Below are 23,811 nucleotides of genomic sequence, written 5' to 3'. Positions count from 1 at the left end.
AAAGGCGAAATCCCGCAGGCGCTTAGCCGTGCCTGCCTGCGGATTGATCAGGGCGCGACTGCTCAAACGCGGTGCATCTGCCGCGCCGCCGCGATTATTTTGAGCGCAGGACGGCGCACATGCCCGCCCCCGTGAAGATGCGGCTTGATGATTTCGCCGCGCTCCGATTTACTGCCGCGCATGGTCAAATCGCTTGCGAAGAAAAAACCTGCCGCGGCGTTCGCCGCCGGCGACGATGAATCGGCGCGTGGGCGCCTGCTGAATGCGGCGACGCATCTGTTCTGCAAGAACGGCATCAACGCCACCGGCATCGATGCGATCATCGACGAGGCCGGAACCGCCAAGACCACGCTCTACAAGCTGTTCGGCTCGAAGACCAACCTTGTGCATGCCGTGCTGGAGAGCGAAGGCAAGCAGTGGCGTGAGTGGTTCATCGGCGCGATCGAGGCCGGCGGCGGCGATCCGCAGACCAAGCTGGCACGGATATTCCCCGCCCTGAAGAGCTGGTTCGCCGAGGAACGCTTCTACGGCTGCCCCTTCATCAACGCGGTCGCCGAGCACGACAAGGACGCCAAACAGTTCCGCAACATCGCGCTGAAGCACAAGAGAGTGGTGCTGGCGCATATCGAGAAGCTCGCCGGCGAGATGGGCGCGACCGAGCCGGCCGTGCTCGCGCATCAGCTCGCGCTGTTGATCGACGGCGCCATCGTCGCCGCCATGGTGTCCTGTGACCCCACGGTCGCCGACACCGCGGGCCTCGCCGCAAGCAATCTGTTCGCGCCGGCGAAACTGAAGAAGGCGAAGCGCGCGGGCCGCGCGGCGGAGCAGCTGGTCGCGGTGTAGCGCGGAAACGGCTACAGATCGAAATTCGTCGGCAGCATCACGACGTCGCGGATGGTCATGCCGCGCGGCCGGGTCAGCATGAACATCACGACCTCGGCAACCTCGCTGGCTTCCAGCAGGCTGCCCGCCGCCTTGGCCTCCTCAAGCTTCTCCGCCGGCCAGTCTGCGAGCAGCGCGCTGATCACGGGCCCGGGCGAGATTGAGCCGACGCGGATGCCGTGCTTGAACACCTGGCGCCGCACCGTCTGCACGAAGCAGTTGATCGCCCATTTCGACGACGCATAGACCGGCTCCCACGGCGTCGGGAAATGCGCGGCGAGCGAGCTGGTCACGATGATGTCGCCGGTCCCGCGCGCGATCATGTGCGGCAGCACGTCGTGCACGTTCTTCATCACGACGTTGACGTTGAGGTTCAGCATCCGGTCGATGGCGCTGGTATCGGCATCGACGAGGTCGCCGCCGACATAGATCCCCGCATTGGCGTGCAGGATGTCGAGCTGGCCGGCGCTCTCGAGGATCGCGGGCAACAGCGTCGCGCAGGCCTTCGGATCGAGCAGGTCGATGACCAGCGGGATCACCGCATCGCCGTGCCGGCTGGCGAGCGCTTGCAGCGCGGCCGCGTCACGGTCGACCATCACCACGCGCGCGCCCGCGGCCAGCATCGCCTCGCTGCTCGCAAGTCCAATGCCCGACGCCGCCCCGGTCACCGCCGCGACCTTGCCTTCCAGTTGCTTCGCCATCGTCTCCACCCTGTCCGGTCAGTGCGGCACGCATGGCAACACATCGCGGCCGCGATGTCAGCTCCCATGCGATGAACGGCGGTGCGCATGTCTTTCACATGCGGAGCATCGGCGGTCGCGCAGCGAAGCGACGACGCAGCCATTTTGCCGCCGGCCCCGCCGGCCGCTGCTTGTGCCAGACCACTTCGAGCGCAACGGGATGCGCGCCCTCGTCGAATTCCAGCTCGGGAATTGCCAGTTCGTCGGCAACCTGCGAGCTCGCCATGATGTGCCCCGGGATCAGCGCCCAGCCGACGCCCTGCTTGAGGATCTGCAGGATCACCCAATGGCTCTCGACCCACCACACCTCCGCGGCGACACGAAGCCGATGCCGCTCGGTGCCTTCGTTGCGCACCGTGACCATGATCTGGCGATGCCGCTTCAGCTCCTCCCAGTCCACCCGCCCATGCGCCAGCGGATGATTCTTTCCGCACACGAGCTGCAGCGGCACCCAGCCGATGGTCTTGAAGCCGAGCTCGGGCGGCAAATGCTCCTGCCGCCACATCACGCCGACATCGGCCTTGCCGTCGAGGACGAGACGGCTGACGTCCTCCATGATCGGAAACAGCAGCTCCACTTCGACATGAGGAAAGCGCTTGGCGAATTCCGCAAACAGCTCGCCGACCGCGCTCTCCGGATAGAGCTCGTCGATCGCCACCACCAACCGCTTCTCGACATGCGCCTCGAAACTGCTCGCGACGCCGATCAGATGCTCACGGCGATCGAGGATCAATCTTGCTTCTGGCAACAGCCGCGCACCGGCTTCGGTCAGCACCGGGTTGCGACCGGTCCGGTCGAACAGCGCGATCCCGAGGTCTGTTTCCAAATTGGCGACGTGGGTGCTGACGGCCGATTGCGCTTTCTTCAGCAGCCGGGCCGCGCCGGAGAACGAGCCCTGCTCGGCCGCCGCCACGAAGGATTCGAGCTGGTCCATGGAAACGGCCATCTATCTCTTTTCCAGATATTACCTAACTTTCTTATCCCACAATATCAGATAGAAATCCGTTCACAACGACAAGAAAGGGTTTCAAAATGTCCATGCGTTCCTTCTCCGACCGGATCAGGCACGCAGTCCTGTTCGAACTGATCGGTATCGCCATCTTCACGCCGGCAGCCGCCTGGCTGTTCAATCAGCCGGTCGCCCATATGGGCGTCATCGGTGTCGTCTCGGCGACGGTGGCGACGATCTGGAACTTGCTGTTCAATCTCGGCTTCGACCACGCGCTGGTCCGCGTCACCGGCCGTGTCGTCAAGACGATGCCGATCCGTGTCGCTCACGCGATGCTGTTCGAGGCCGGCCTGATCGTGCTGCTGATCCCGTTCGTCGCCTGGTATCTCGGCATCTCGCTGTGGGCCGCGCTGATGATGGATATCTCCATCGTCGCGTTCTATCTGGTCTACGCGTTCGCCTTCAACATCGCTTACGATCGCGTCTTCCCGGTCCGCGAGCTCAGCGCGCACGGCCGCACGGCAAGCCGGGCCCTGCCGGCCTGATCGGCCCTCGGCGCCTCAGATCATGTGATCTGCGGCGCCGCGCCGGACCCTGACACCGCAGCAATATTCCTGATGGTAGCGACTGCGCACAAGTTCCGCTGTGCCGCGCTCATACACTGGCGCGGTACGATGCCTGAAGCCGACATGCCCGTCAGAGGCTACCAAACGGCCAACAATGCCAAAACGGCCAACAAGAAGAAGCAGAGGACTACAATGCCAAGGAACCGTTCACACCAGCTCACCCGCCGTCATCTCATCAAGGGCGCGGCCGCTACGTCGGCCACGCTGCTGCTCGGCAAGCCTGCGATTGCCAAGGGCAAGACCGAGATCGTGATCGGCAACATCGACGCCTATTCGGGACCGGCCGCGGTCTATTCGTCGATCGGCCGTACGCCTGGCGGCTATTTCAAGATGATCAACGAGCAAGGCGGCATCAACGGCCGCATGATCAGGTACATCACCTATGACGACGCCTACAGCCCGGCCAAGACCGTCGAGCAGGCGCGCAAGCTGGTCGAAGGCGACGAGATCGACGTGCTGTTTGCGCCGCTCGGTGCCCCGACCAATGCCGCGATCATGAAGTACATGAACCAGAAGAAGGTCCCGCACCTCTTCATCGCCTCGGGCGCCACCAAGTTCGGCGACTACAAGAACTTCCCCTACACGATGGGTTTCCAGCCCTGCTATCAGATCGAGGGTCGGGCCTTCGCGCAACATGTCCTGTCGACACAGAGTGATCCCAAGATCGGCATCGTCTACCAAAACGACGATTTCGGACGCGACGTGCTCAAGGGTTTCAAGGACGGACTTGGCGCGAAGGCGTCCGCAATCGTCGCCGAGTTGTCCTATGAGACATCAGACCCGACCATCGACAGCCAGGTGGTCCGCTGCAAATCCGCCGGTGCCAACGTGTTCATGAGCATGACCACGCCGAAATTCGCCGCGCAAGGCATCAAGAAGATCGCCGAGCTCGGCTGGCAGCCGGCGCATTACATCGGCAACAACGCCTCCTCCGCCGGCTCGACCCTGAAGGCCGCGGGCTTCGACGTGTCCAAGGGGATCATTTCGAGCGCCTATTTGAAAGATCCGGTCGACGCCGCCTGGGATAGCGATCCCGCCATTCAGAAATGGCGCGCCTTCCTCGACAAATACGATCCGGCGGCGGCCAAGAACGACATCTACGCGGTCACCGGCTATCTGACCAGCCAGATCCTGGTTCAGGTGCTCAAGCAGTGCGGCGACGACGTCTCGCCCGAAAGCATCATCAAGCAGGCGGCGAACCTCAGGGATGTCGAATCCGACATGCTGCTGCCGGGCATCAAGATCAACACCTCGCCGACCGACTACTATCCGCTCGAGCAACTGCAACTGACGCGCTTCAGCGGCGAACGCTACGAGCCGATGGGACCGGTGATCGACGGCGGCATTTCGAAGGCATGATCGTCCACGGCGTTCCGCGAAAACCGGCGCGGCGTACGCGAACCGTCTCGCGGTTGCCATCGGCCGCTCATCGGCCGATGATGCGCGAAACGGAGCCGAACCAACCGGGAGGAAGTGAATGCGTGGACGCCGTGTGCTGATGGAGTCGTTCGTGTCGCACGGCGTGCGTCATATCTTCGGCAATCCCGGCACGACGGAAACGCCGCTGCTCGACAGCCTGCCGGCATTTCCGCAACTCGAATACATCATGGCGCTGCATGAAGGCGTCGCAGTCAGCGCCGCCAGCTTCTACGCGCAGGCATCGGGCCGCGTCACCGTTGCCAACCTGCACGTCGCTCCCGGTCTTGGCAACGGTATCGGTTCGCTCTATGGCGCGCTGAAAGCGAATTCGCCCGTGCTCGTGACGGCCGGTCAGCAGGACACGCGCATGCGGCTCAACAATCCGCTGCTCGGCCACGACCTCGTTGCGATGGCAGCACCCGTGACAAAGTGGAGCGTTCAGATCGAGCGCGCCGACGAGATCGCGCCAATCATGCGACGCGCGTTCAAGGTGGCGACCGATGCGCCGCAGGGGCCGGTGTTCGTATCGCTCCCGATCGACGTCCTGGAACAGGAGACCGCGGTCGAGGCATCGACGCCGGACAATCTGTGGCGGTCGACACGCCCCGATCCGGCAGGCATCGAAGCGATGCTTGCGCTGCTTCTCAAGTCACACCATCCTGCCATCATCGCCGGTGACGACGTCGCGAGATCGGGCGGCGAGCAGGCGTTGGTCGCGCTTGCGGAAACGATCGGCGCCACCGTGTGGTTCGAAGGGTTGCGGCATCACGCGCCCTTCCCGACCAGCCATCCGAGCTATCGTCAGTCGCTCCCCGGCGACGCCCGGCAGGTACGCAAGGTGCTCGGCGATACCGATCTCGTCCTGCTGATCGGCGGTCCGTTCTTCGAGGACATCTGGTTCGCGCCTGATGGCCACATTCCCCACGGCGCATCCGTGCTCCAGATCGAAGCCTCGGCCGAGCGCCTCGCGCTCAACAATCGGCTCGATGCCGGTATCGTCGGTGACATTGCGGTCAGCATCAGTGCATTGACGGACGCGTTGCGCGCCAAGGCGAGCGCGGACTTCAGGCAGGCTGCGCAAAACCGCAATGCTGTGCTGGCCGAGCTGCAGGCGAAGGAGAAGGAAGCCTATCGCGGGCGCGTCGAGAAGAGCTGGAACCGCGAGCCGAGCTCCATGCCGCGCGTGACCGCGGAACTTCGTCGTGCCCTGCCTGATGATGTGGCCATCGTCGATGAGAGCATCACCGCGAGCCTCGATCTCGCCCGCGCCTTCGACTATCGCGGTTTCGGCGATTATTTCGGCGGACGTGGCGGCGGCATCGGCCAGGGTCTTGCCGGCGCGATCGGCGTCAAGGTCGCGATGCCGGACCGTCCCGTTGTCGCGATCTCCGGCGACGGCTCGGCGATGTATGCGATCCAGGCGCTGTGGACCGCCGCGCACCACAAGCTTGCGATCGTGTTCGTGGTGCTCGCGAACCGCGAGTACCGCATCCTCAAGCACAATGTGGATGTCTGGCGGCAGAATTTCGAGGCCGGCACCCAGCATCCCTATCAGAACATGGATATCACCGGTCCCGCGCTCGACTTCGTGCATCTCGCGGCCGGCATGGGCGTCGAGGCGGTCAAGGTCGAGAAGGCGGATGATATCGCTGGCGCAGTCGCAAAGGCTATCGCGGCCCGCCGGCCGTACCTCGTCGAGATCGCAATCGAAGGAAAGCGCTAGAGGAGTTTCCCATGGCAGGCATTCTGGACGGCAAGGCCGCATTGGTGACGGGCGGCGGCTCGGGCATCGGTCGGGCAACAGCGATTGCCATGGCGCGCGAGGGTGCGCGCGTGGCGGTGTCGGATCTCTCGAAGGATGGAATTGAACAGACGGTCGCTCTCATCAACGCCGCAGGCGGCCAGTCGATCGCGATCCAGGGCGATGTCACCGACGAGGCCGATGTCGGCAACATGGTGGCACGCACGGTGTCGGCGTTTGGGCGCATCGATTGCGCGTTCAACAATGCCGGCGTGGCCGGACGCTCTGTCGGCCCGCCCGGCCAACACATCCATGAACTCACGCAGTCCTCCGTGGCGAAGATGTTTTCGGTGAATCTGATGGGCGTGTTCCTGTGCCTGAAATACGAGGTTGCGCAAATGCTGAGGCAGGGCGGCGGCGGCGCGATCGTCAACACCGCCTCGATCGCCGGGCTGGTCGGCCTTGCCACGTCGGCCCACTATGTCGCGGCCAAGCACGGCGTCGTCGGGCTAACCAAATCTGCTGCGATCGAATACGCCCAGGACGGCATCCGCGTGAATTGCGTCAATCCCGGCTACATCAAAACGCCAATGACCAAGGAGACGATGGACGAACGTTATGACGAGATCATCGCCAAGGTGCCCGTACGTCGCCTGGGCGTGCCCGAGGAAATCGCGGAGGCCGTGGTCTGGATGTGCTCGGACAAGGCGTCCTTCATGACAGGCGCATCGCAGGTGGTCGACGGCGGCTACAGCGCGGCCTGAGGAGCGCTTCAGCGGGGCGCGTTGCGGCTATCAGACTATTCTTTTGGCGGCATCGTGCGCAGATAGGCGACGATGGCGTCGAGATCGGCAGCCGACACAGTGGCGTAGTAATGGAAGCCCATCGGCGGATTGAGCTTGCTGCCGTCCTTGCTGACGCCCTGAGTGATCGCGCGCTTGATCTCGTCGTCAGTCCAACCGCCAATGCCTTTGGTCTTGCTGGAGCTGATGTTCCGCGAAACCGAGACGCCCCAGGGTCCCGTAAACTTGCCGCCGCCAGCGCCCATGCTGGTCGCAAATTCTCGCCCTTGCGGCCCCATCGGGGTATGGCACTCCATGCAGTGCGCAATCGTGACGAGGTAGAATCCCTGCTGCACCTTGTCGCTCAACACCGCTTCGGTGTACGGGCTTTCACCGCCCGGGGGAACAGGATGTCCTTGTGCCATCTTGTAGACCGGCTCCGGCACCGCATTCCTGATCGGCTTGACCGTGCGCAGATAAGCGATCACCGCATCGAGATCGCGATCGGTCATGATCTCGTAGAAGCCGCTCGGCATGATCATGGCGACCCGCGCGCCGTTGCGCTTGACGCCCTTGCGCAGCAGTTGCTTGAGTTCGGCGTCGGTGTAATTGCCGATGCCGGTTTCCTTGTCTTGCGTGATGTTCGAGGCCGTGACCTTGAACGGTGGCTGATCCCATGACGTGCCGCCGGAAAAAGCCTTGTCCCTGATCTCGCCTGACGGTCCCTTCGGGGTATGGCAATTGCCGCAGGTCAGGATGCCGTTGACCAGATAATCACCGCGCGCGACCAATTCCGATTCTGCGCTGACCGGGCTGCTCAATACCGCACCGATAACGAGCGCTAGCGATCCGATACGGATCATGACGACGCCTCCAATCAATTAAAATATGGCGATTGAACTCTGATCGATGTCTGGCTTCAAAGAAGTACGTCAGCAAAAAATATGCGCACCGGTTTCAACGCTGCGAAGGCTGTGTGCAACATTACGTAGCTGGCGGGCAAGAAACGCCGCGCGCGGATCGATGGTACGATCGCCGCCCTCTCTTCTACAGATCCGATTGCCGGAGGGCTGGCCAGACAAACTCTAGCAGATTTCACGTGTTTGAGAAGGCAGCAAGACCACGCTGAAGTTCGAGGGGCAGGATAGGATCGACCTCACCGACCAATCGCTATCCGCTCGAGCACCTTGCAACCAGTGCAGCATTGAGGCGCAAACGCCGCAGGGAGCCGATCAGTCCTCGATATCGGCAATTCGCCCGAGGACGATCACGACGGCGAGAACCAAGCCAAGTGCGCCGCCAGCAACTTCGGCCAGGCCAGAACCAAAGGCACCGCCTACATCCCGGTCGGATAGCGCGAACGCGATTTTTTCAGCCGCGAAGCTTCGCAGGGACGACGATTGAGGATGTCGGCAATGCCACATTCAGTGTCGTCCTGGCGAAAGCCAGGACCCATTACCCCAAATCTCAATTGTAGCGCGACGCCGGGGCCGCGGTCCCGTTCATCACCGAATGCGGTGGTTATGGGTCCCCTGAGTTCACAAACGAAGTGCAACACTTCCGACTGGAGGTGTTGCCATGGGGCGGACTTACAAGCAGCTCTCTCTCGAAGATCGATGCGAGATTGCCCGGCTTTCGGCCAATGGCAGCTCGGTCCGGCAAATCGCGGCAGCTTTGGATCGCCCGCCATCAACGATCTCTCGGGAGCTGAACCGCAATGGGGGCGCTCAGGTGGGCTACAAACCCAGCTATGCCCAGCAACAGATGCGAGCGCGGCGCTGGACGGGCGGACGCCTCGAACGGGAGCCCGTCCTGCGCCGCGCGGTGTTGGAACGCCTGGGTCGGGGCTGGTCGCCCGAGCAGATCGCCGGCCGGCTGGCCCGCGACCACGGCCGCAAGTTGATCTCCCACGAGACCATCTACCGCTTCATTTACGCCCAGATCCGACGCACCTCGGACTTCAGCTGGCGACGCTACCTGCCGCGCGCCAAGAGCAAGCGCGGCCCCCGCGGCAAGAGGGGCGGCAGTCCCGCAAGCTTCATCGAAGGCCGTGTTTCGCTGGACAAGCGGCCGGTCGAGGCTGCCGACCGCAATGTCCCCGGACATTGGGAGGCCGACCTGATGATGTTCTCCAAATATGGTCAGGCGGTGCTGACCGTGCATGAGCGCACCTCGCGTCTGCTGCTCGGCATCCGCCTCGCCAGCAAGGTTGCGCGCGGTGTCGTCCGCCATCTCGTGCGCCTCTTCGCCACCCTTCCACAAGAGCTGCGCCAGACTGTCACCTTCGACAACGGCACCGAGTTTGCCGGTCACCTGGCGCTGCATCGCCTCTCGATCGAGACCTTCTTCTGCGATCCCCACGCGCCCTGGCAGAAGGGTGGTATCGAGAACGCCATCGGCAGGATGCGCCGCTTCATCCCTCGCAAAACGGATCTCGCAACCCTCTCGACCGCCAGATTCCGCCAGTTCATCGCCACCTACAACAACACCCCACGCAAATGCCTTGACTACCGCACGCCTGCGGAGTCCTTTGCCGATCAAGTGTTGCACTTCGAATGTGAGTCCACCTCCTGGCTTTCGCCAGGACGACGTGTGGAGAGGCCCGCGATCGATCTCGACGCAATCAGACTCTCAGCCGGCGAAAGATCACCGCCCCTGCTGAAGACTCCGCTCCAGCCGCGCCAGCTCGCCGTCGAGGTCGCGCTCGACATCGGCCACCTGCATGTCGACCACCCGATAGTCGCGCGCCTCGAGCCAGGCGCGGCGATTGGCGCGGTCCGTCCCGATGGCGTCGCTCTCGTTCGGATTGACCAGCTCGATCGCGAGCCGGTGCACGAAGGAGACGAAGTCAGGGATGTGGCGGCCGACCGGGGTCTGGCGCTTGAACTGGCCGGCGAAGCGGCGATCCCGCGTCAGGGCCTGCCACAGGATCCGCTCGGCGTCGGTCGGGTTGCGGCGGAGCAGCCGGGCGAGGCCGCGCACGGAGCTGGAGTTGTCGGCGACGGCGCCGCTCCCTCCCTGCTCGGCGAGCAGCGCCCGCAGCCGGGTCGCCTGGGCGCCGTCGAGCACCCCGCCCTTTGCCGGGCCCTTGCGACCTTCGGCGATGGCCATCACCACCCCGTGCAACGTGTGCATGTCCTGCTTGGTCGGATCCATCCGGGTGAAGATGTTGCGCAGGTTCACCAGCATGGTGTCGCGCTTCTCCGCCGGACGCAGGAACTCGACCTTGTCGAGCTCGGCGACGAGGTTGTCGAAGAACGCCTGCATCTGGTGCTGGGAGGCCGGCTCCGACCGCTCCGGCATCGCGAACGGCAGCGCGCCCGCAGTCGAGAGCTTGAACCATTCGTAGCCCATCAAGAGCACCGCCTGCGCGAGGTTGAGCGAGGCGAAGCCCGGATTGACGGGGAAGGTGATGATGCGGTTGGCGAGCGCGACCTCCTCATTGGTCAGGCCGGAGCGCTCCCGCCCGAACAGGATGCCGGCTCCGCCGCCGGAGGCGACATGGCCGACGATCTCATTCGCGGCGCCTTCCGGCCCGACCACCGGCTTGGCCTGGTCGTGGGCGCGCGCGGTGGTCGCAAACACCAGCGTGAGATCGGCGATCGCCTGCTCGACGGTGTCGAACAGCTCGACGGAACCGATGATGTGGTCGGCGCCGGCAGCGGCGCGTTGCGCGGCGACATTCGGCCAGCCGTCACGCGGATTGACGATGCGCATCCGGGTCAGCGCGAAGTTGCCCATCGCCCGCGCGGCCATGCCGATGTTCTCGCCAAGCTGCGGCTCGACCAGGATGACGACGGGACCGGCAAGGTCGTGCCCTGCCTTGGTCTTGTCGGTGCCGGACATCTCACTTCACTTTCTGATTCAACGTCTGAAGATTTTGAATCAGCTTCCGAAGCGGCTGATTCAAACTCTTATGCAGGGCCCGCAACCAGCTTTGCACCGGTTTTGCGGGGGGCCATTTTCTCCAAGGAGATAACAGGGTTAGCCGCGTTTGCGAATCCTCAATCGGAATCCCAATCGCACAGAGCGAAGGCCGCCGCTTGCGCGCGCTTCGCCTTCGGATAGGCTATCAACCACAACCAAAGCGAAGCTGTAAAGGCACGCTTGAGACGCCGCTTGAACGGCGAGGCACTTGGGTCGAAGCACTTGGGGGGGACGACGATGCGGGGCAGATGGGCGCTGGCGATTGTGGGCGTGGTCTTGATCGTGGCGGGGGGCCTGCTCGCCCACCTCACGCAGACCGCAGGCGGCATCCGGATCGAGGATGTCAGGTTCAAGGGAGCCAATGGCAACACCATGAGCGCCCTGCTCTACGTCCCACCGAACGCGACGCCGCAGATTCCGGCGCCCGGCATCCTGGCCGTCCACGGCTACATCAACTCGCGCGAGACCCAGGACGGCTTCGCCATCGAGTTCGCCCGCCGCGGCTATGTGGTGCTGGCGCTCGACCAGACCGGCCACGGCTACAGCGACCCGCCCTCCTTCGCCAACGGTTTTGGCGGACCTGACGGGCTTGCCTATCTCCGCAGCCTGCCATTCGTCGACAAGGACAACATTGGCCTCGAAGGCCATTCGATGGGCGGCTGGACCGTGCTGGCGGCGGCCGCAGCTCAGCCCAACGACTACAAGTCGATGGTGCTGGAGGGCTCGTCCACCGGCAAGCCGTTCGCCGCCGAGGGCACCGCGACCTGGCCGCGCAACACCGCGCTGGTGTTCGCCCAGTACGAGGAGTTCTCCACCCTGATGTGGGGCGTCGACCTCGCCCGCGACGTCACCAAGAGCCCGAAGCTCTGGGCCCTGTTCGGCACGCCAGGCGTGGTCGAGCCGGGCAAGGTCTATGGCGATCCGGACGCCGGCACCGCCCGGGTGCTGTACACCCCCGCAATGACCCATCCGGCCGAGCACATCTCGCATGAGGCGATCGGCTACAGCCTCGACTGGTTCGCCAAGACGTTGAAGGGCGGCACCCCTCGTCCAGTCGATGACCAGATCTGGTTCCGCAAGGAGATCGGCACCCTGATCGCTCTGATCGGCTTCGTGGCGCTCATGATCGGGACGTTCGACGGGCTGCTGGAGGCACCGATGTTCTCCCGCCTGCGGCTGCCCGCGGTTGCCGACGGCACCATGCCGGCGCACGTGGCTGCGAGCGGCCGGCGCTGGACCACGGCGTTCATCCTGTCGGCCTTCATCCCGGCGCTGACCTACTACCCAGCCTTTGCACTGGGCGGCATTGTTGTCACCCCGAGCGCGTTCCTGCCGCAGGGCATCACCAACCAGATCCTGGTGTGGGCCATCATCAACGGCCTGATCACGCTGGCGCTGATGTGGTTCGCCCCGAAGCGCGCCAGCCGGGCCGGCCTCGTCGGTCAATCCGTCGTGATCGCGGTGGCCTCGGTTGCGGTCGGCTACGCCGCGCTCTGGCTCGCCGACCTCGCCTTCAAGATCGACTTCAGATTCTGGATCGTCGCACTCAAATTGATGAGCGCGAAGCAATTCCTCATCTTCCTGATCTATCTGATTCCGCTCACGGCGTTTTTCGTGGTGGCGCTGCACGTGCTGCACCGGAACTTCTCGACCATGGGCGCCCCGCGCGCAGCGCTCTATCTGACCAATATCCTGGCGCTGACGCTCGGTTTCATCGTGTTGCTGGTGCTGCAATACGGCACGCTGTGGCTGACGGGTAAGCTGTTCAACCCGATCCCGGACCCCAGTTTCGTGCCGCTCTCGACCATCGTCGCGATCCAGTTCGTACCGCTCCTGGCAATCGTCGCCGTGATCGCGACCTTCACCTGGCGGCGGACCGGATCGAGCCTGCCGGGAGCCCTGATCGCGGGCCTGTTCGTGACCTGGTACATCGTGGCCGGGACCGCGACACAGGTCCCGATTTAGAGGGGGTCACGCGCCGTCGTCAGAATGGCGGTTCTCGGTGAAAAGATGGGCTGAAAGTGCATAACCGGTGCGCTTCCGCCCGTCCCCGGGCGGTGCTATAGCGCAGGCGTATTCCACCCCCGCCGTCAAAAGCGCGCCGTTCCCAAGAGGGCCTCCCCGTCATGGCAAAAATCAAGGTATCCAACCCCGTCGTCGAGCTCGATGGCGACGAGATGACCCGGATCATCTGGCAGTACATCAAGGACAAGCTGATCAACCCGTTCCTGGATGTCGAACTGCTCTATTTCGATCTGGGCATGGAATACCGCGATGAGACCAATGACCAGGTGACCATCGACGCCGCCGAAGCCATCAAGAAGGTCGGCGTCGGCGTCAAATGCGCCACCATCACCCCCGACGAGGCCCGGGTGAAGGAGTTCGGCCTGAAGCAGATGTGGAAGTCGCCGAACGGCACCATCCGCAACATCCTCGGCGGCGTGATCTTCCGCGAGCCGATCATCTGCAAGAACGTGCCGCGACTGGTTCCCGGCTGGACCAAGCCGATCATCATCGGCCGCCACGCCTATGGCGACCAGTACCGCGCCACCGACATCAAGTTCCCCGGCAAGGGCACGCTGTCGCTGAAGTTCGTCGGCGAGGACGGCACCGTGATCGAGCGGGAAGTGTTCAAGGCGCCGGGCGCCGGCGTCGCGATGGAGATGTACAATCTCGACGACTCCATCATCGATTTCGCCCGCGCCTCGCTGAATTACGGCCTGCTGCGCAACTACCCGGTCTACCTCTCGACCAAGAACACCATCCTCAAGGTCTATGACGGCCGCTTCAAGGACATCTTCCAGGACATCTACGACCGCGAGTTCAAGAAGGAATTCGAGGCCAAGGGCCTGACCTACGAGCACCGCCTGATCGACGACATGGTGGCCTCGGCGCTGAAATGGTCCGGCGGCTATGTCTGGGCCTGCAAGAACTATGACGGCGACGTGCAGTCCGACACCGTGGCCCAGGGCTACGGCTCGCTCGGCCTGATGACCTCGGTGCTGCTCACCCCGGACGGCAAGACGGTGGAAGCCGAAGCCGCCCACGGCACCGTCACCCGCCATTACCGCGAGCACCAGAAGGGCAAGGAGACCTCGACCAACTCGATCGCGTCGATCTTCGCCTGGACCCGTGGCCTCGCGCACCGCGCCAAGCTCGACAACAACCCGGAACTGGCGAAGTTCGCCACCACCCTGGAAAAGGTCTGCGTCGCGACCGTCGAAGAGGGCTACATGACCAAGGACCTTGCGCTCCTGGTCGGCGCCGACCAGCGCTGGCTCTCCACCACCGGCTTCCTCGACAAGGTTGCCGAGAATCTCGGAAAGGCGATGGCGGCCTAACGGCCGCCTGTTGCCGAACACAGCAGCGAGCGTGACCATGACCTTTCCCGGCCGGGTGACGCTCGCATCCTTGTTGCTGACCGGATCGGCGGCACTCGCTGCCGACCCGCTGCCCGCCCCCGTTGCCGCGCCCGACGAGACCGCGGTCCTGACCGTCCATGCCGAGGGCGTGCAGGTGTATGAGTGCAAGCCGGTCACCGACGGCAAGCTCGCCTGGTCGTTCCGCGAACCGGTCGCCACCCTGATCGCCGATGGCCGCACCGTCGGCCGGCACTATGCCGGGCCGAACTGGGAGCATGTGGACGGCAGCGCCGTGACCGCCCGCACCGCCGGCAGCGCGCCCGGCGCGACGCCAGCAGACATTGCCTGGTTGAAGCTCGAGGTGATCTCCCACCGCGGCAATGGCGTGCTCTCGAGCGTTGACACCGTGCAGCGGATCAACACCTCAGGCGGCGAGCTCGGCGGCGCCTGCGACAAGGCCGGCGCCTTGAAGGGCGCGGCGTATTCGGCGGATTACGTGTTCCTGCGCCGCGACTAATCGCGGATGCCGCCGTCGGTCTCGTGCGGCGCCTGCGCAATCTCGCTGGCGGCAAGGTCGCCACCGACCGCGAGCGGATCGGCGAGCCGCGCCTCCGCCGTCTCCCGGACATGCGCAGCGAGCGCCGGCATCCGCTCGATCAGGGCATGGAAGTCCTGCGCATCGAGCAGCAGCAGCTTGGTCTTCCGGATCGCCGTCACCGTGCCGGAACGGCTGGTCCGCCGGAGCAGTGCGATCTCGCCGAAGAATGCGCCGTCGACAAGCCGCACCCGTTGGCTCGGCAGGTCGATCTCGACCTCGCCGGCGGTGATGAAATACATCGACGACGCCGCATCTCCGCGCCGCACCAGCACCTCGCCGGCTTCGATGGTCTGCGACCGCAAGAGCCGCATGATGTCGGCGATCTCGGCAGCGTTGAGATGCGAGAACAGCGGCACCCGCGCCAGCATGCCCCAGGTCACGACGAAGTCGCGGCGCCGCACCTCGTCGGCGAACGCGGTCGAGACGATCGCGACCGGCAGCGCGATCATCGCAAACCCGACCACGATCGCAACCACGGTGACGATGCGGCCGAGCACCGTCACCGGGACGACGTCGCCGTAACCGACGGTCCCGAGCGTCACGATCGCCCACCACATCGCCTGCGGCATGGTGCCGAACTTGTCCGGCTGCACCTTGTGCTCGATCGCATAAAGCAGCGAGGCAAACAGCAGCACCGCGCCGGTCAGGATCACGACGCAGCCGAACAGCGTGCGCCGCTCGGCGTGCAATGCAGCCAGCAGCGAGCGCATCGCGGTCGAATAGCGCACCAGCTTCAGGAACGGCAGCATACCGAACAGCACCAGCGCGGTCTTGTCACCGATCGCGAGCGCGACGGCCGACGGCAGGAAAGCGAGCAGGTCGATCACGCCGAGCGCCGAGAAGGCGTATTCCAGCCGCGCCTGAAGCGGCGTCATGTCGCGCAGCGAGCGGCCGACCACGCTCCAGAGCCGCGCGGCATATTCCAGCGCGAAGGCGGTCACCGCGGTGATCTCGATCGCCGTGAACAGCCACCAGAATTGGACGTCGATCTCCGGCACCGACGCCAGGATCGCCGCCAGCACATCGACGGTGATGATCGCGACGACGAGCCGGACAAATCGCGCGCCGACCGAATATGGCAGGTGGTCCTGCTCGAGCAGCTCGTAGAGACGCCCCCGCAGTCCGGGATCGCTGATCGTGGGCTTGAGCGGAGCCGTCGCCACGATCAGCCTCTCCGTCAGGCGCCGGCCGATGCCTGTTGAGTCATGGCCTGCTCGATCGCCGACAGCGCGGCGTCGGCCTTGGCGCCATCTGGCCCGCCTGCCTGCGCCATGTCGGGCCGGCCACCGCCACCCTTGCCACCGAGCACCTCGGAGCCCTTGCGCACCAGCTCGACCGCGTTGAAGCGCGAGGTCAGGTCGGCGGTGACGCCGACCACGATGCCGGCTTTGCCGTCCTCGGTGACGCCGACGATCGCGACCACGCCGGAGCCGATCTGCTTCTTGCCGTCGTCGACCAGGCTCTTGAGGTCCTTGGTCTCGACGCCTTCGACCGCGCGCGCGAGCAGCTTGACGTTGCCGACCTCGCGAACGCCGGAGGCCGCACCATTCGACGATGCTCCGCCGCCCATCGCGAGCTTCTTGCGGGCATCCGACAGGTCGCGCTCGAGCTTCTTGCGCTCCTCCATCAGGGCCGCGATGCGCGACGGCACATCCTCGATCGTGGTGCGCAGTTCGGCCGCCGCGGTCTTCGCCAGTGTCATCGTGTCGTTGGCGTGCTTGCGCGCATGATGTCCGGTCAGCGCCTCGATGCGGCGGACGCCGGACGCGACCGCGCTCTCGCTGGTCACCGAAATCAGGCCGATGTCGCCGGTGCGACGAACATGGGTGCCGCCGCAGAGCTCGACCGACCAGCCAAGCGCGTTCTGGCCGTGCTCGCGGGCGCTCTTGCCCATCGAGACGACGCGAACCTCGTCGCCGTACTTCTCGCCGAACAGCGCGCGCGCACCGGCCTCGCGGGCGTCGTCGACACCCATGACGCGGGTCGTCACCTCGTCATTCTCGAGCACGACATCATTGGCGATGTCCTCGACCCGGGCGAGCTCTTCCGGCGTGATCGGCTTCGGATGCACGAAATCGAAGCGCAGGCGATCGGGCGCGACCAGCGAGCCGCGCTGCGCGATGTGATCGCCGAGCACCTGGCGCAGCGCCTCGTGCAACAGATGCGTCGCCGAGTGATTGGCGCGGATCGACGAACGCCTGGCGTGGTCGACCTCGAGCTGCAGGGCGGTGCCGACGTTCAGGGTGCCCTGCTCCACCGTGCCGACATGCACGAACAGGTCGCCGGCCTTCTTCTGCATGTCGGTAACGCGAAACTTGACGCCCTCGCCCGTCAGGATGCCGACGTCGCCGACCTGACCACCGGACTCCGCATAGAACGGCGTCTGGTTCAGCACGATCGCGCCGGTCTCGCCGGCCTTGAGGCCGTCGACCGCAGCGCCGTCCTTGACCAGCGCCGTCACCACGCCTTCCGCGCTCTCGGTCTCATAGCCGAGGAATTCGGTCGCACCGAGCTTCTCGCGCAGCGGGAACCAGATGGCCTCAGTCGCCGCCTCGCCCGAGCCTGCCCAGGAGGCGCGCGCCTTCTCGCGCTGACGGTTCATCGCGTCGGTGAACGAGGCCTGGTCGACGCTGATGCCGCGCGACTTCAGCGCGTCCTGCGTCAGGTCCAGCGGGAAACCATAGGTGTCGTACAGCGTGAACGCGGTGTCGCCGTCGAACATGTCGCCCTTCTTGAGGCCGGCGCTCTTCTCGTCGAGGATCGACAGGCCGCGCACCAGCGTCTTGCGGAAGCGGGTCTCTTCCAGCTGCAGTGTCTCCTCGATCAGCTTCTCCGCGCGCACCAGGTCCGGATAGGCCTGGCCCATCTCGCGGACCAGCGCCCAGACCAGGCGATGCATCAGGGGCTCGCTCGCACCCAGAAGCTGCGCGTGGCGCATCGCGCGGCGCATGATCCGGCGCAGCACATAGCCGCGGCCCTCGTTCGACGGCAGCACGCCGTCGGCAATCAGGAACGCCGAAGAGCGCAGATGGTCGGCCATCACCCGGTACGACGCCACGTTCTGCGGGTTCGGCCCATGGCCGAGGGCCGAAGCGGCCGCATCGATCAGGTGGCGGAACAGATCGGTCTCGAACACGCTCTCGACGCCCTGCAGGATGCAGGCCATGCGCTCCAGCCCCATGCCGGTGTCGATCGAGGGACGCGGCAGCGCCACGCGCTCCTCCTTCGTCACCTGCTCGTATTGCATGAACACCAGGTTCCAGAATTCGAGGAAGCGATCGCCGTCCTCTTCCGGGCTGCCCGGAGGTCCGCCCCAGACATGCTCGCCGCGATCGATGAATATCTCGGAGCACGGACCGCACGGGCCGGTATCGCCCATCGCCCAGAAATTGTCCGAGGTCGCGATGCGGATGATGCGATCATCCGAGAAGCCCGCGATCTTCTTCCAGTAGCCCGCCGCCTCGTCGTCGGTGTGGTAGACGGTGACGAGCAGCTTGTCCTTCTTCAGCCCGAAATCCTTGGTGATCAGATTCCAGGCGAGCTCGATCGCGCGCTCCTTGAAGTAGTCGCCGAACGAGAAGTTGCCGAGCATCTCGAAGAAGGTGAGATGGCGCGCGGTGTAGCCGACATTGTCGAGGTCGTTATGCTTGCCACCGGCGCGGACGCACTTCTGCGACGTCGTGGCACGCTGATAGCCGCGCCTCTCGACGCCGGTGAAGACGTTCTTGAACTGCACCATGCCGGCATTGGTGAACATCAGGGTCGGGTCGTTGCGCGGAACCAGCGGCGACGACGCCACGATCTCGTGGCCGTTCTCCTTGAAGAAGTTCAGAAATGTCGACCTGATGTCGTTGACGCTGCTCATGTTCATCCAATCGGAAAAAGGGGCCGGCCAGCCGCAAAAAGGCGTCATTTTCCGGCCGAACGCTTTTAGACATTGCCAGCTGCGGTGTCCAGAAACTGTGCAGGCGGATCATGGGCTTGCCGCGGCAGCACAAAGCCCCATTGGATAGCAGCAAGAGCTGCGTTGACAGTCTTGGTGGCGCCGTGTTTTCTACCTACCTGTTACCCCGTCACGTCGGGAGAGACCGGCCTTACTGCCGGCGCCGAAGGAGCAACCGCCCCGGAAACTCTCAGGCAAAAGGACCGCGTGACGTCTAACATCTGGAAAGAGGCGCTGGGTTCTCCCCGATGCGTCCGCCGACGGGATAATACTCTCAGGCACAGCGACAGATGGGGCTTTCTGCAGGTTTCTCAAGGGGAAATAGGTCCCCGGCGGGAACCGCGAGGGCCCTGTGATGCTTGCGCGCGAAACCTCCCCGCTGAAACAGACCCCGCTGCACGCGCTGCATCTGGCGCGCGGCGCCAAGATGGTGCCGTTCGCCGGCTACGACATGCCGGTGCAATACACGGCCGGCGTGCTGAAGGAGCACCTGCACACCCGCAAGGAGGCCGGCCTGTTCGACGTGTCCCACATGGGACAGCTCGTGCTGAAGGCCAAATCCGGCAAGGTCGGCGACGCGGCGCTCGCGCTGGAAAAACTGGTGCCGCAGGACATCGTCGGCATCGCGCCGGGACGGCAGCGCTACGCGCAATTCACCAACGACGACGGCGGACTGCTCGACGACCTGATGGTCGCGAATTTCGGCGATCACCTGTTCCTGGTGGTCAACGCGGCCTGCAAGGCCGAGGACGAGGCGCATCTGCGCGCGCATCTCTCCGACGCGTGCGAGATCGTGTCGCTGGCCGACCGCGCGCTGATCGCATTGCAGGGACCAAAGGCCGAATCGGCGCTGGCGAAACTTTGTGCAGATGTCAGTTCGATGAAATTCATGGACGCTGGTCCCCGCCGCGTTGGCGACATCGACTGCTTCGTCTCTCGCTCCGGCTATACCGGCGAGGACGGTTTTGAGATTTCCGTGCCCGCAGACAAGGCGGAGGCCCTGGTCACCGCACTCCTGGACAATCCCGACGTGCTGCCGATCGGGCTCGGCGCGCGCGATAGCCTGCGGCTCGAGGCCGGGCTTTGTCTCTATGGCCACGATATCGACACCACGACGACCCCGGTCGAAGGCGCGCTGGAATGGTCGGTGCAGAAAGTCCGCCGCAGCGGCGGCGCCCGGGCCGGCAGTTTTCCTGGCGCCGACAAGATTCTCGCGCAATTCGCACAGGGCGCCGCTCGCCGCCGCGTCGGCCTGAAGCCCGACGGCCGCGCACCGGTGCGCGAAGGCGCTGCCCTGTTCGCCGATCCGACCTCGACCGAGCCGATCGGCAAGGTGACCTCGGGCGGCTTCGGCCCGAGCCTCAATGCGCCGGTTGCGATGGGCTATCTGCCGACATCCCTTTCCGCGCTCGGCACCACGGTTTTCGCCGAAGTGCGCGGCCAACGGCTGCCGCTCAAGGTCGCCGCCACGCCCTTCGTCCCCAATACCTACAAACGCTAAACGCCAAAGGATCGATCCCCATGACGACGCTGTACACGTCCGACCACGAATGGCTCCGCATCGAGGGCGACGTCGCCACGATCGGGATCACCGATTACGCGCAGTCGCAGCTCGGCGACGTCGTGTTCGTCGAACTGCCCAAGGTCGGCCGCAGCCTGAAGAAAGCCGAGGCCGCCGCGGTCGTCGAATCCGTCAAGGCCGCCTCCGACGTCTACGCGCCGATCACCGGCGAAGTGATCGAGGTCAACGAGGCGCTCGCCGCCGAGCCCGCGCTGGTCAATTCGGATGCCGGCGGCAAGGCCTGGTTCTTCAAGCTCAGGATTGCCGACAAGGGCGAACTCGGCGGCCTGATGGACGAGGCCGCCTACGCCGCGCACACCGCCTGAGGATCAGTCTTTAAGGATCAAGCCATGAACGCGCCCTTCAAGCCGATCAACGAAGCCGCCACCGATTTCGTCCGCCGCCACATCGGACCATCCCCGCGCGACGTCAACGCGATGCTGGAAACGGTCGGCGCCGCGAGCCTGCAGGCGCTGATGAATGAGACGCTGCCGGCATCGATCCTTCAGAAGGCGCCGCTCGATCTCGGCCGGGCGCTGAGCGAGACCGAGGCGCTCGCGCATATGAGCGAGCTCGCCGCGCAGAACCAGACCTTCACCTCGCTGATTGGCCAAGGCTATTCCGGCACCATTCTGCCCGCGGTGATCCAGCGCAACATCCTGGAGAACCCGGCCTGGTACACAGCCTATACGCCGTACCAGCCGGAGATCAGCCAGGGGCGGCTCGAAGCCTTGTTCAATTTCCAGACCATGATCTGCGACCTCACCGGGCTCGACGTCGCCAACGCCTCGCTGCTCGACGAGGCGACCGCGGCCGCCGAAGCGATGGCGCTCGCCGAGCGCCACTCGCAGGTGAAAGCAAAGGTGTTCTTCGTCGACAAGGAAGTTCATCCGCAGACGCTGGCGGTGATGCGCACGCGCGCCGCCCCATTGGGCTGGGCGCTGGTGGTCGGCGATCCCCTGACCGAGCTCGACAAGGCCGACGTGCTCGGCGCGCTGCTGCAATATCCCGGCACGACGGGCGCGGTGCGCGACCTCCGGCCCGCGATCGCATCGCTGCACGCCAAGGGTGCGCTTGCGATCGTGGCCGCGGACCTGCTGTCGCTGGCCCTGCTGACCTCACCCGGTGAGCTCGGCGCCGACATCGCCATCGGTTCGGCGCAGCGGTTCGGCGTGCCGATGGGTTATGGCGGACCGCACGCCGCCTACATGGCGGTGCGTGACACGTTGAAGCGCTCGCTGCCCGGCCGCATCGTTGGCCTCTCGGTGGATACGCGCGGTGCACCGGCCTATCGGCTGGCGCTGCAGACCCGCGAGCAGCATATCCGCCGCGAGAAAGCGACCTCCAACATCTGCACCGCGCAGGTGCTGCTCGCCGTGATCGCCTCGATGTATGCGGTCTATCACGGCCCCGAGGGCCTGACGCACATCGCACGCGGCGTGCATCGCCGCGCCACCGTGCTCGCCGCCGGCCTGCGCAAGCTCGGCTTTGCGCCGACCAGCGAGGCATTCTTCGACACCGTGACCGTCGAGGTCGGCGCGAAGCAGATCGAGATCGTCTCCCGCGCGCAGGCGGAGCGGATCAATCTGCGCATCGGCGCAACCACGCTCGGCATCGCGCTCGACGAGACCACGACGCCGGAGACTGTCGAAGCGGTGTGGCGCGTGTTCGGCGGCAAGCTCAGCTTCGCCGAGATCGAGGCGGCCGCGCGCGAGGCGCTGCCGAAGGAGCTGCGCCGCACCAGCGCATTCCTCACCCACCCGGTGTTCAACACGCACCGTTCGGAGACCGAGCTGCTGCGCTACATGCGCAAGCTCAGCGATCGCGACCTCGCGCTCGACCGCGCGATGATCCCGCTCGGCTCCTGCACGATGAAGCTCAACGCGACCACCGAGATGATCCCGCTGACTTGGCCGGCGTTCGGCAATCTGCACCCGTTCGCGCCTGCGGATCAGGCCAAGGGCTATCACGCGCTGTTCAAGCGGCTGGAGCAGTGGCTGTGCGACATCACCGGCTATGACGCGATCTCGCTGCAGCCGAACTCCGGTGCGCAGGGCGAATATGCCGGGCTGCTGGCCATCCGTGGCTATCACCTCGCGCGCGGCGAGCCGCACCGCAAGGTGTGCCTGATCCCCTCCTCCGCGCACGGCACCAATCCGGCCTCGGCCGCGATGGTCGGCATGGACGTCGTGGTGGTAGCCTGCGACGCCCGCGGCGATGTCGACGTCAATGATCTGCGCGCCAAGGCGGAGAAGCATTCGGCCAATCTCGCCGCCGTCATGATCACCTATCCGTCGACCCACGGCGTGTTCGAGGAGCATATCAGCGAGATCTGCGACATCGTGCACGCGCATGGCGGCCAGGTCTATCTCGACGGCGCCAACATGAACGCGCAGGTCGGGCTGTCGCGGCCCGGCGATTACGGCGCCGACGTCAGCCATCTCAATCTGCACAAGACCTTCTGCATCCCGCATGGCGGCGGCGGCCCCGGCATGGGCCCGATCGGCGTGAAGGCGCATCTTGCGCCCTATCTCCCGGGTCATCTCGCAACCGACGGCGCGACGGCACACGCCATCGGCCCGGTGTCGGCCGCGCCGTTCGGCTCGGCGTCGATCCTGACCATCTCCTACATCTACATCCTGATGATGGGCGGCGAAGGGCTCACGCGCGCCACCGAGGTTGCGATCCTCAATGCCAATTACATTGCAGCGCGGCTGCAGCCGCACTTCCCGGTGCTGTACCGCAACGAGCGCGGCCGCGTCGCGCATGAGTGCATCGTCGATCCCAGGGCGCTGAAGACGACCAGCGGCGTCACCGTCGACGATATCGCCAAGCGGCTGATCGACTACGGCTTCCATGCGCCGACCATGAGCTTCCCGGTGGCGGGCACGCTGATGATCGAGCCGACGGAATCGGAATCGAAGTTCGAGATCGACCGCTTCTGCGACGCCATGATCGCGATCCGGGGCGAGATCGCGGAGATCGAGAAGGGCCGCTGGAAGGTCGAGGCCTCGCCGCTGCGCCACGCACCGCACACCGTCCACGACATCGCCGACGACGCCTGGAACCGGGCCTACACCCGCGCCGAGGGCTGCTTCCCCGCCGGCGTGTCGCGGTCCGACAAATACTGGAGCCCGGTCGGCCGCGTCGACAATGTCTACGGCGATCGCAATCTGGTGTGCTCGTGCCCGCCGATCGAGGATTACGCGCAGGCGGCGGAGTAACGGGCCATGTTGCAGGATGGGTAGAGCGCAGCGAAGCCCATCCTACGGTCCGGCAAT

Annotated in this window: 18 protein-coding genes, 1 pseudogene and 1 riboswitch; of the genes and pseudogenes, 12 read left to right on the top strand and 7 right to left on the bottom strand. The window is 65.0% G+C overall.

From position 1 onward, the window contains the following. Positions 1-180 precede the first annotated feature (180 nt). Positions 181-843, top strand: coding sequence for a TetR/AcrR family transcriptional regulator (locus tag AC066Y_RS14515; RefSeq protein ID WP_478274473.1), 663 nt, complete (start codon positions 181-183; stop codon positions 841-843). 11 nt (positions 844-854) lie between these two features. Here the strand turns inward: AC066Y_RS14515 and AC066Y_RS14510 are convergent, their stop codons facing one another. Then, positions 855-1,583: an SDR family oxidoreductase gene (locus tag AC066Y_RS14510; protein ID WP_478274445.1), complete on the bottom strand. Its 729-nt coding sequence runs from the start codon at positions 1,581-1,583 to the stop codon at positions 855-857. Between the two features lie 94 nt (positions 1,584-1,677). Next, a complete protein-coding gene (locus AC066Y_RS14505) occupies positions 1,678-2,568 on the bottom strand; it encodes a LysR family transcriptional regulator (RefSeq protein WP_478274444.1) in 891 nt (296 codons plus the stop codon). Between the two features lie 86 nt (positions 2,569-2,654). Between AC066Y_RS14505 and AC066Y_RS14500 the strand changes: the two genes are divergently transcribed. The 4 genes from AC066Y_RS14500 (at position 2,655) to AC066Y_RS14485 (ending at position 7,121) form a co-directional block, all read left to right on the top strand. Continuing rightward, positions 2,655-3,116: a PACE efflux transporter gene (locus tag AC066Y_RS14500; protein WP_478274443.1), complete on the top strand. Its 462-nt coding sequence runs from the start codon at positions 2,655-2,657 to the stop codon at positions 3,114-3,116. A 213-nt stretch (positions 3,117-3,329) separates the two neighbouring features. Further along, entirely contained in the window at positions 3,330-4,556 is a 1,227-nt protein-coding gene (locus tag AC066Y_RS14495; protein WP_478274442.1) for an ABC transporter substrate-binding protein, read from the top strand. 118 nt (positions 4,557-4,674) lie between these two features. Then, complete coding sequence (locus AC066Y_RS14490; protein ID WP_478274441.1) at positions 4,675-6,339, top strand: thiamine pyrophosphate-binding protein; 1,665 nt, start codon at positions 4,675-4,677, stop codon at positions 6,337-6,339. Positions 6,340-6,350: 11 nt separating this feature from the next. Beyond that, a complete protein-coding gene (locus AC066Y_RS14485) occupies positions 6,351-7,121 on the top strand; it encodes an SDR family NAD(P)-dependent oxidoreductase (RefSeq protein WP_478274440.1) in 771 nt (256 codons plus the stop codon). Between the two features lie 35 nt (positions 7,122-7,156). Here the strand turns inward: AC066Y_RS14485 and AC066Y_RS14480 are convergent, their stop codons facing one another. Together AC066Y_RS14480 and AC066Y_RS14475 are read right to left on the bottom strand one after the other, a co-directional pair. Next, positions 7,157-8,002: a c-type cytochrome gene (locus AC066Y_RS14480; RefSeq protein ID WP_478274439.1), complete on the bottom strand. Its 846-nt coding sequence runs from the start codon at positions 8,000-8,002 to the stop codon at positions 7,157-7,159. Positions 8,003-8,371: 369 nt separating this feature from the next. Next, on the bottom strand, positions 8,372-8,563 hold the full coding sequence (locus tag AC066Y_RS14475) for a hypothetical protein (RefSeq protein ID WP_478274438.1): 192 nt from the start codon (positions 8,561-8,563) through the stop codon (positions 8,372-8,374). Between the two features lie 154 nt (positions 8,564-8,717). Here AC066Y_RS14475 and AC066Y_RS14470 point away from each other — a divergent pair. Beyond that, positions 8,718-9,707, top strand: a pseudogene (locus AC066Y_RS14470) (IS30 family transposase); the annotation flags it as partial. Positions 9,708-9,785: 78 nt separating this feature from the next. Here AC066Y_RS14470 and AC066Y_RS14465 read toward each other — a convergent pair. Then, complete coding sequence (locus AC066Y_RS14465; RefSeq protein WP_478274437.1) at positions 9,786-10,985, bottom strand: TrmJ/YjtD family RNA methyltransferase; 1,200 nt, start codon at positions 10,983-10,985, stop codon at positions 9,786-9,788. A 318-nt stretch (positions 10,986-11,303) separates the two neighbouring features. Here AC066Y_RS14465 and AC066Y_RS14460 point away from each other — a divergent pair, with 318 nt between their 5' ends. The 3 genes from AC066Y_RS14460 to AC066Y_RS14450 all read left to right on the top strand — a co-directional run bounded on the left by AC066Y_RS14460 (position 11,304) and on the right by AC066Y_RS14450 (position 14,945). Continuing rightward, positions 11,304-13,031: an alpha/beta hydrolase family protein gene (locus AC066Y_RS14460; RefSeq protein ID WP_478274436.1), complete on the top strand. Its 1,728-nt coding sequence runs from the start codon at positions 11,304-11,306 to the stop codon at positions 13,029-13,031. Between the two features lie 161 nt (positions 13,032-13,192). Continuing rightward, positions 13,193-14,407, top strand: a complete 1,215-nt coding sequence (locus AC066Y_RS14455; protein ID WP_092115336.1) for an NADP-dependent isocitrate dehydrogenase — start codon at positions 13,193-13,195, stop codon at positions 14,405-14,407. Positions 14,408-14,444: 37 nt separating this feature from the next. Further along, the gene (locus AC066Y_RS14450; protein ID WP_456722252.1) at positions 14,445-14,945 is read left to right on the top strand and encodes a DUF3455 domain-containing protein; all 501 of its coding nucleotides are present in this window, start codon (positions 14,445-14,447) and stop codon (positions 14,943-14,945) included. Here AC066Y_RS14450 and AC066Y_RS14445 read toward each other — a convergent pair. After that, positions 14,942-16,192 carry a cyclic nucleotide-gated ion channel gene (locus AC066Y_RS14445; protein WP_478274472.1) on the bottom strand — a complete coding sequence of 417 codons (1,251 nt, stop codon included), beginning with the start codon at positions 16,190-16,192 and terminating at the stop codon, positions 14,942-14,944. The two genes, AC066Y_RS14450 and AC066Y_RS14445, sit on opposite strands and share 4 nt — an antisense overlap. 11 nt (positions 16,193-16,203) lie before the next feature. Beyond that, complete coding sequence (gene alaS, locus AC066Y_RS14440) at positions 16,204-18,891, bottom strand: alanine--tRNA ligase (protein WP_478274435.1); 2,688 nt, start codon at positions 18,889-18,891, stop codon at positions 16,204-16,206. Between the two features lie 203 nt (positions 18,892-19,094). Beyond that, positions 19,095-19,185, top strand: a riboswitch (glycine riboswitch). A 139-nt stretch (positions 19,186-19,324) separates the two neighbouring features. Here alaS and gcvT point away from each other — a divergent pair. From gcvT to gcvP, 3 genes are read left to right on the top strand one after another with little or no spacing between them, the layout of a single operon-like run. After that, positions 19,325-20,470, top strand: coding sequence for a glycine cleavage system aminomethyltransferase GcvT (gcvT, locus tag AC066Y_RS14435; RefSeq protein WP_478274434.1), 1,146 nt, complete (start codon positions 19,325-19,327; stop codon positions 20,468-20,470). Positions 20,471-20,490: 20 nt separating this feature from the next. Continuing rightward, positions 20,491-20,856: a glycine cleavage system protein GcvH gene (gcvH, locus tag AC066Y_RS14430; protein ID WP_146988090.1), complete on the top strand. Its 366-nt coding sequence runs from the start codon at positions 20,491-20,493 to the stop codon at positions 20,854-20,856. A gap of 24 nt (positions 20,857-20,880) precedes the next feature. Further along, positions 20,881-23,754 (top strand): aminomethyl-transferring glycine dehydrogenase, encoded by a 2,874-nt coding sequence (gcvP, locus tag AC066Y_RS14425; protein WP_478274433.1) that lies wholly within the window; start codon positions 20,881-20,883, stop codon positions 23,752-23,754. Positions 23,755-23,811 lie beyond the last annotated feature (57 nt).

This window comes from Bradyrhizobium sp. USDA3010 (genome assembly GCF_056429065.1).
The sequence above is the reverse complement of the archived record's forward strand: the minus strand, read 5'-3'. Positions and strand labels throughout refer to the sequence as shown.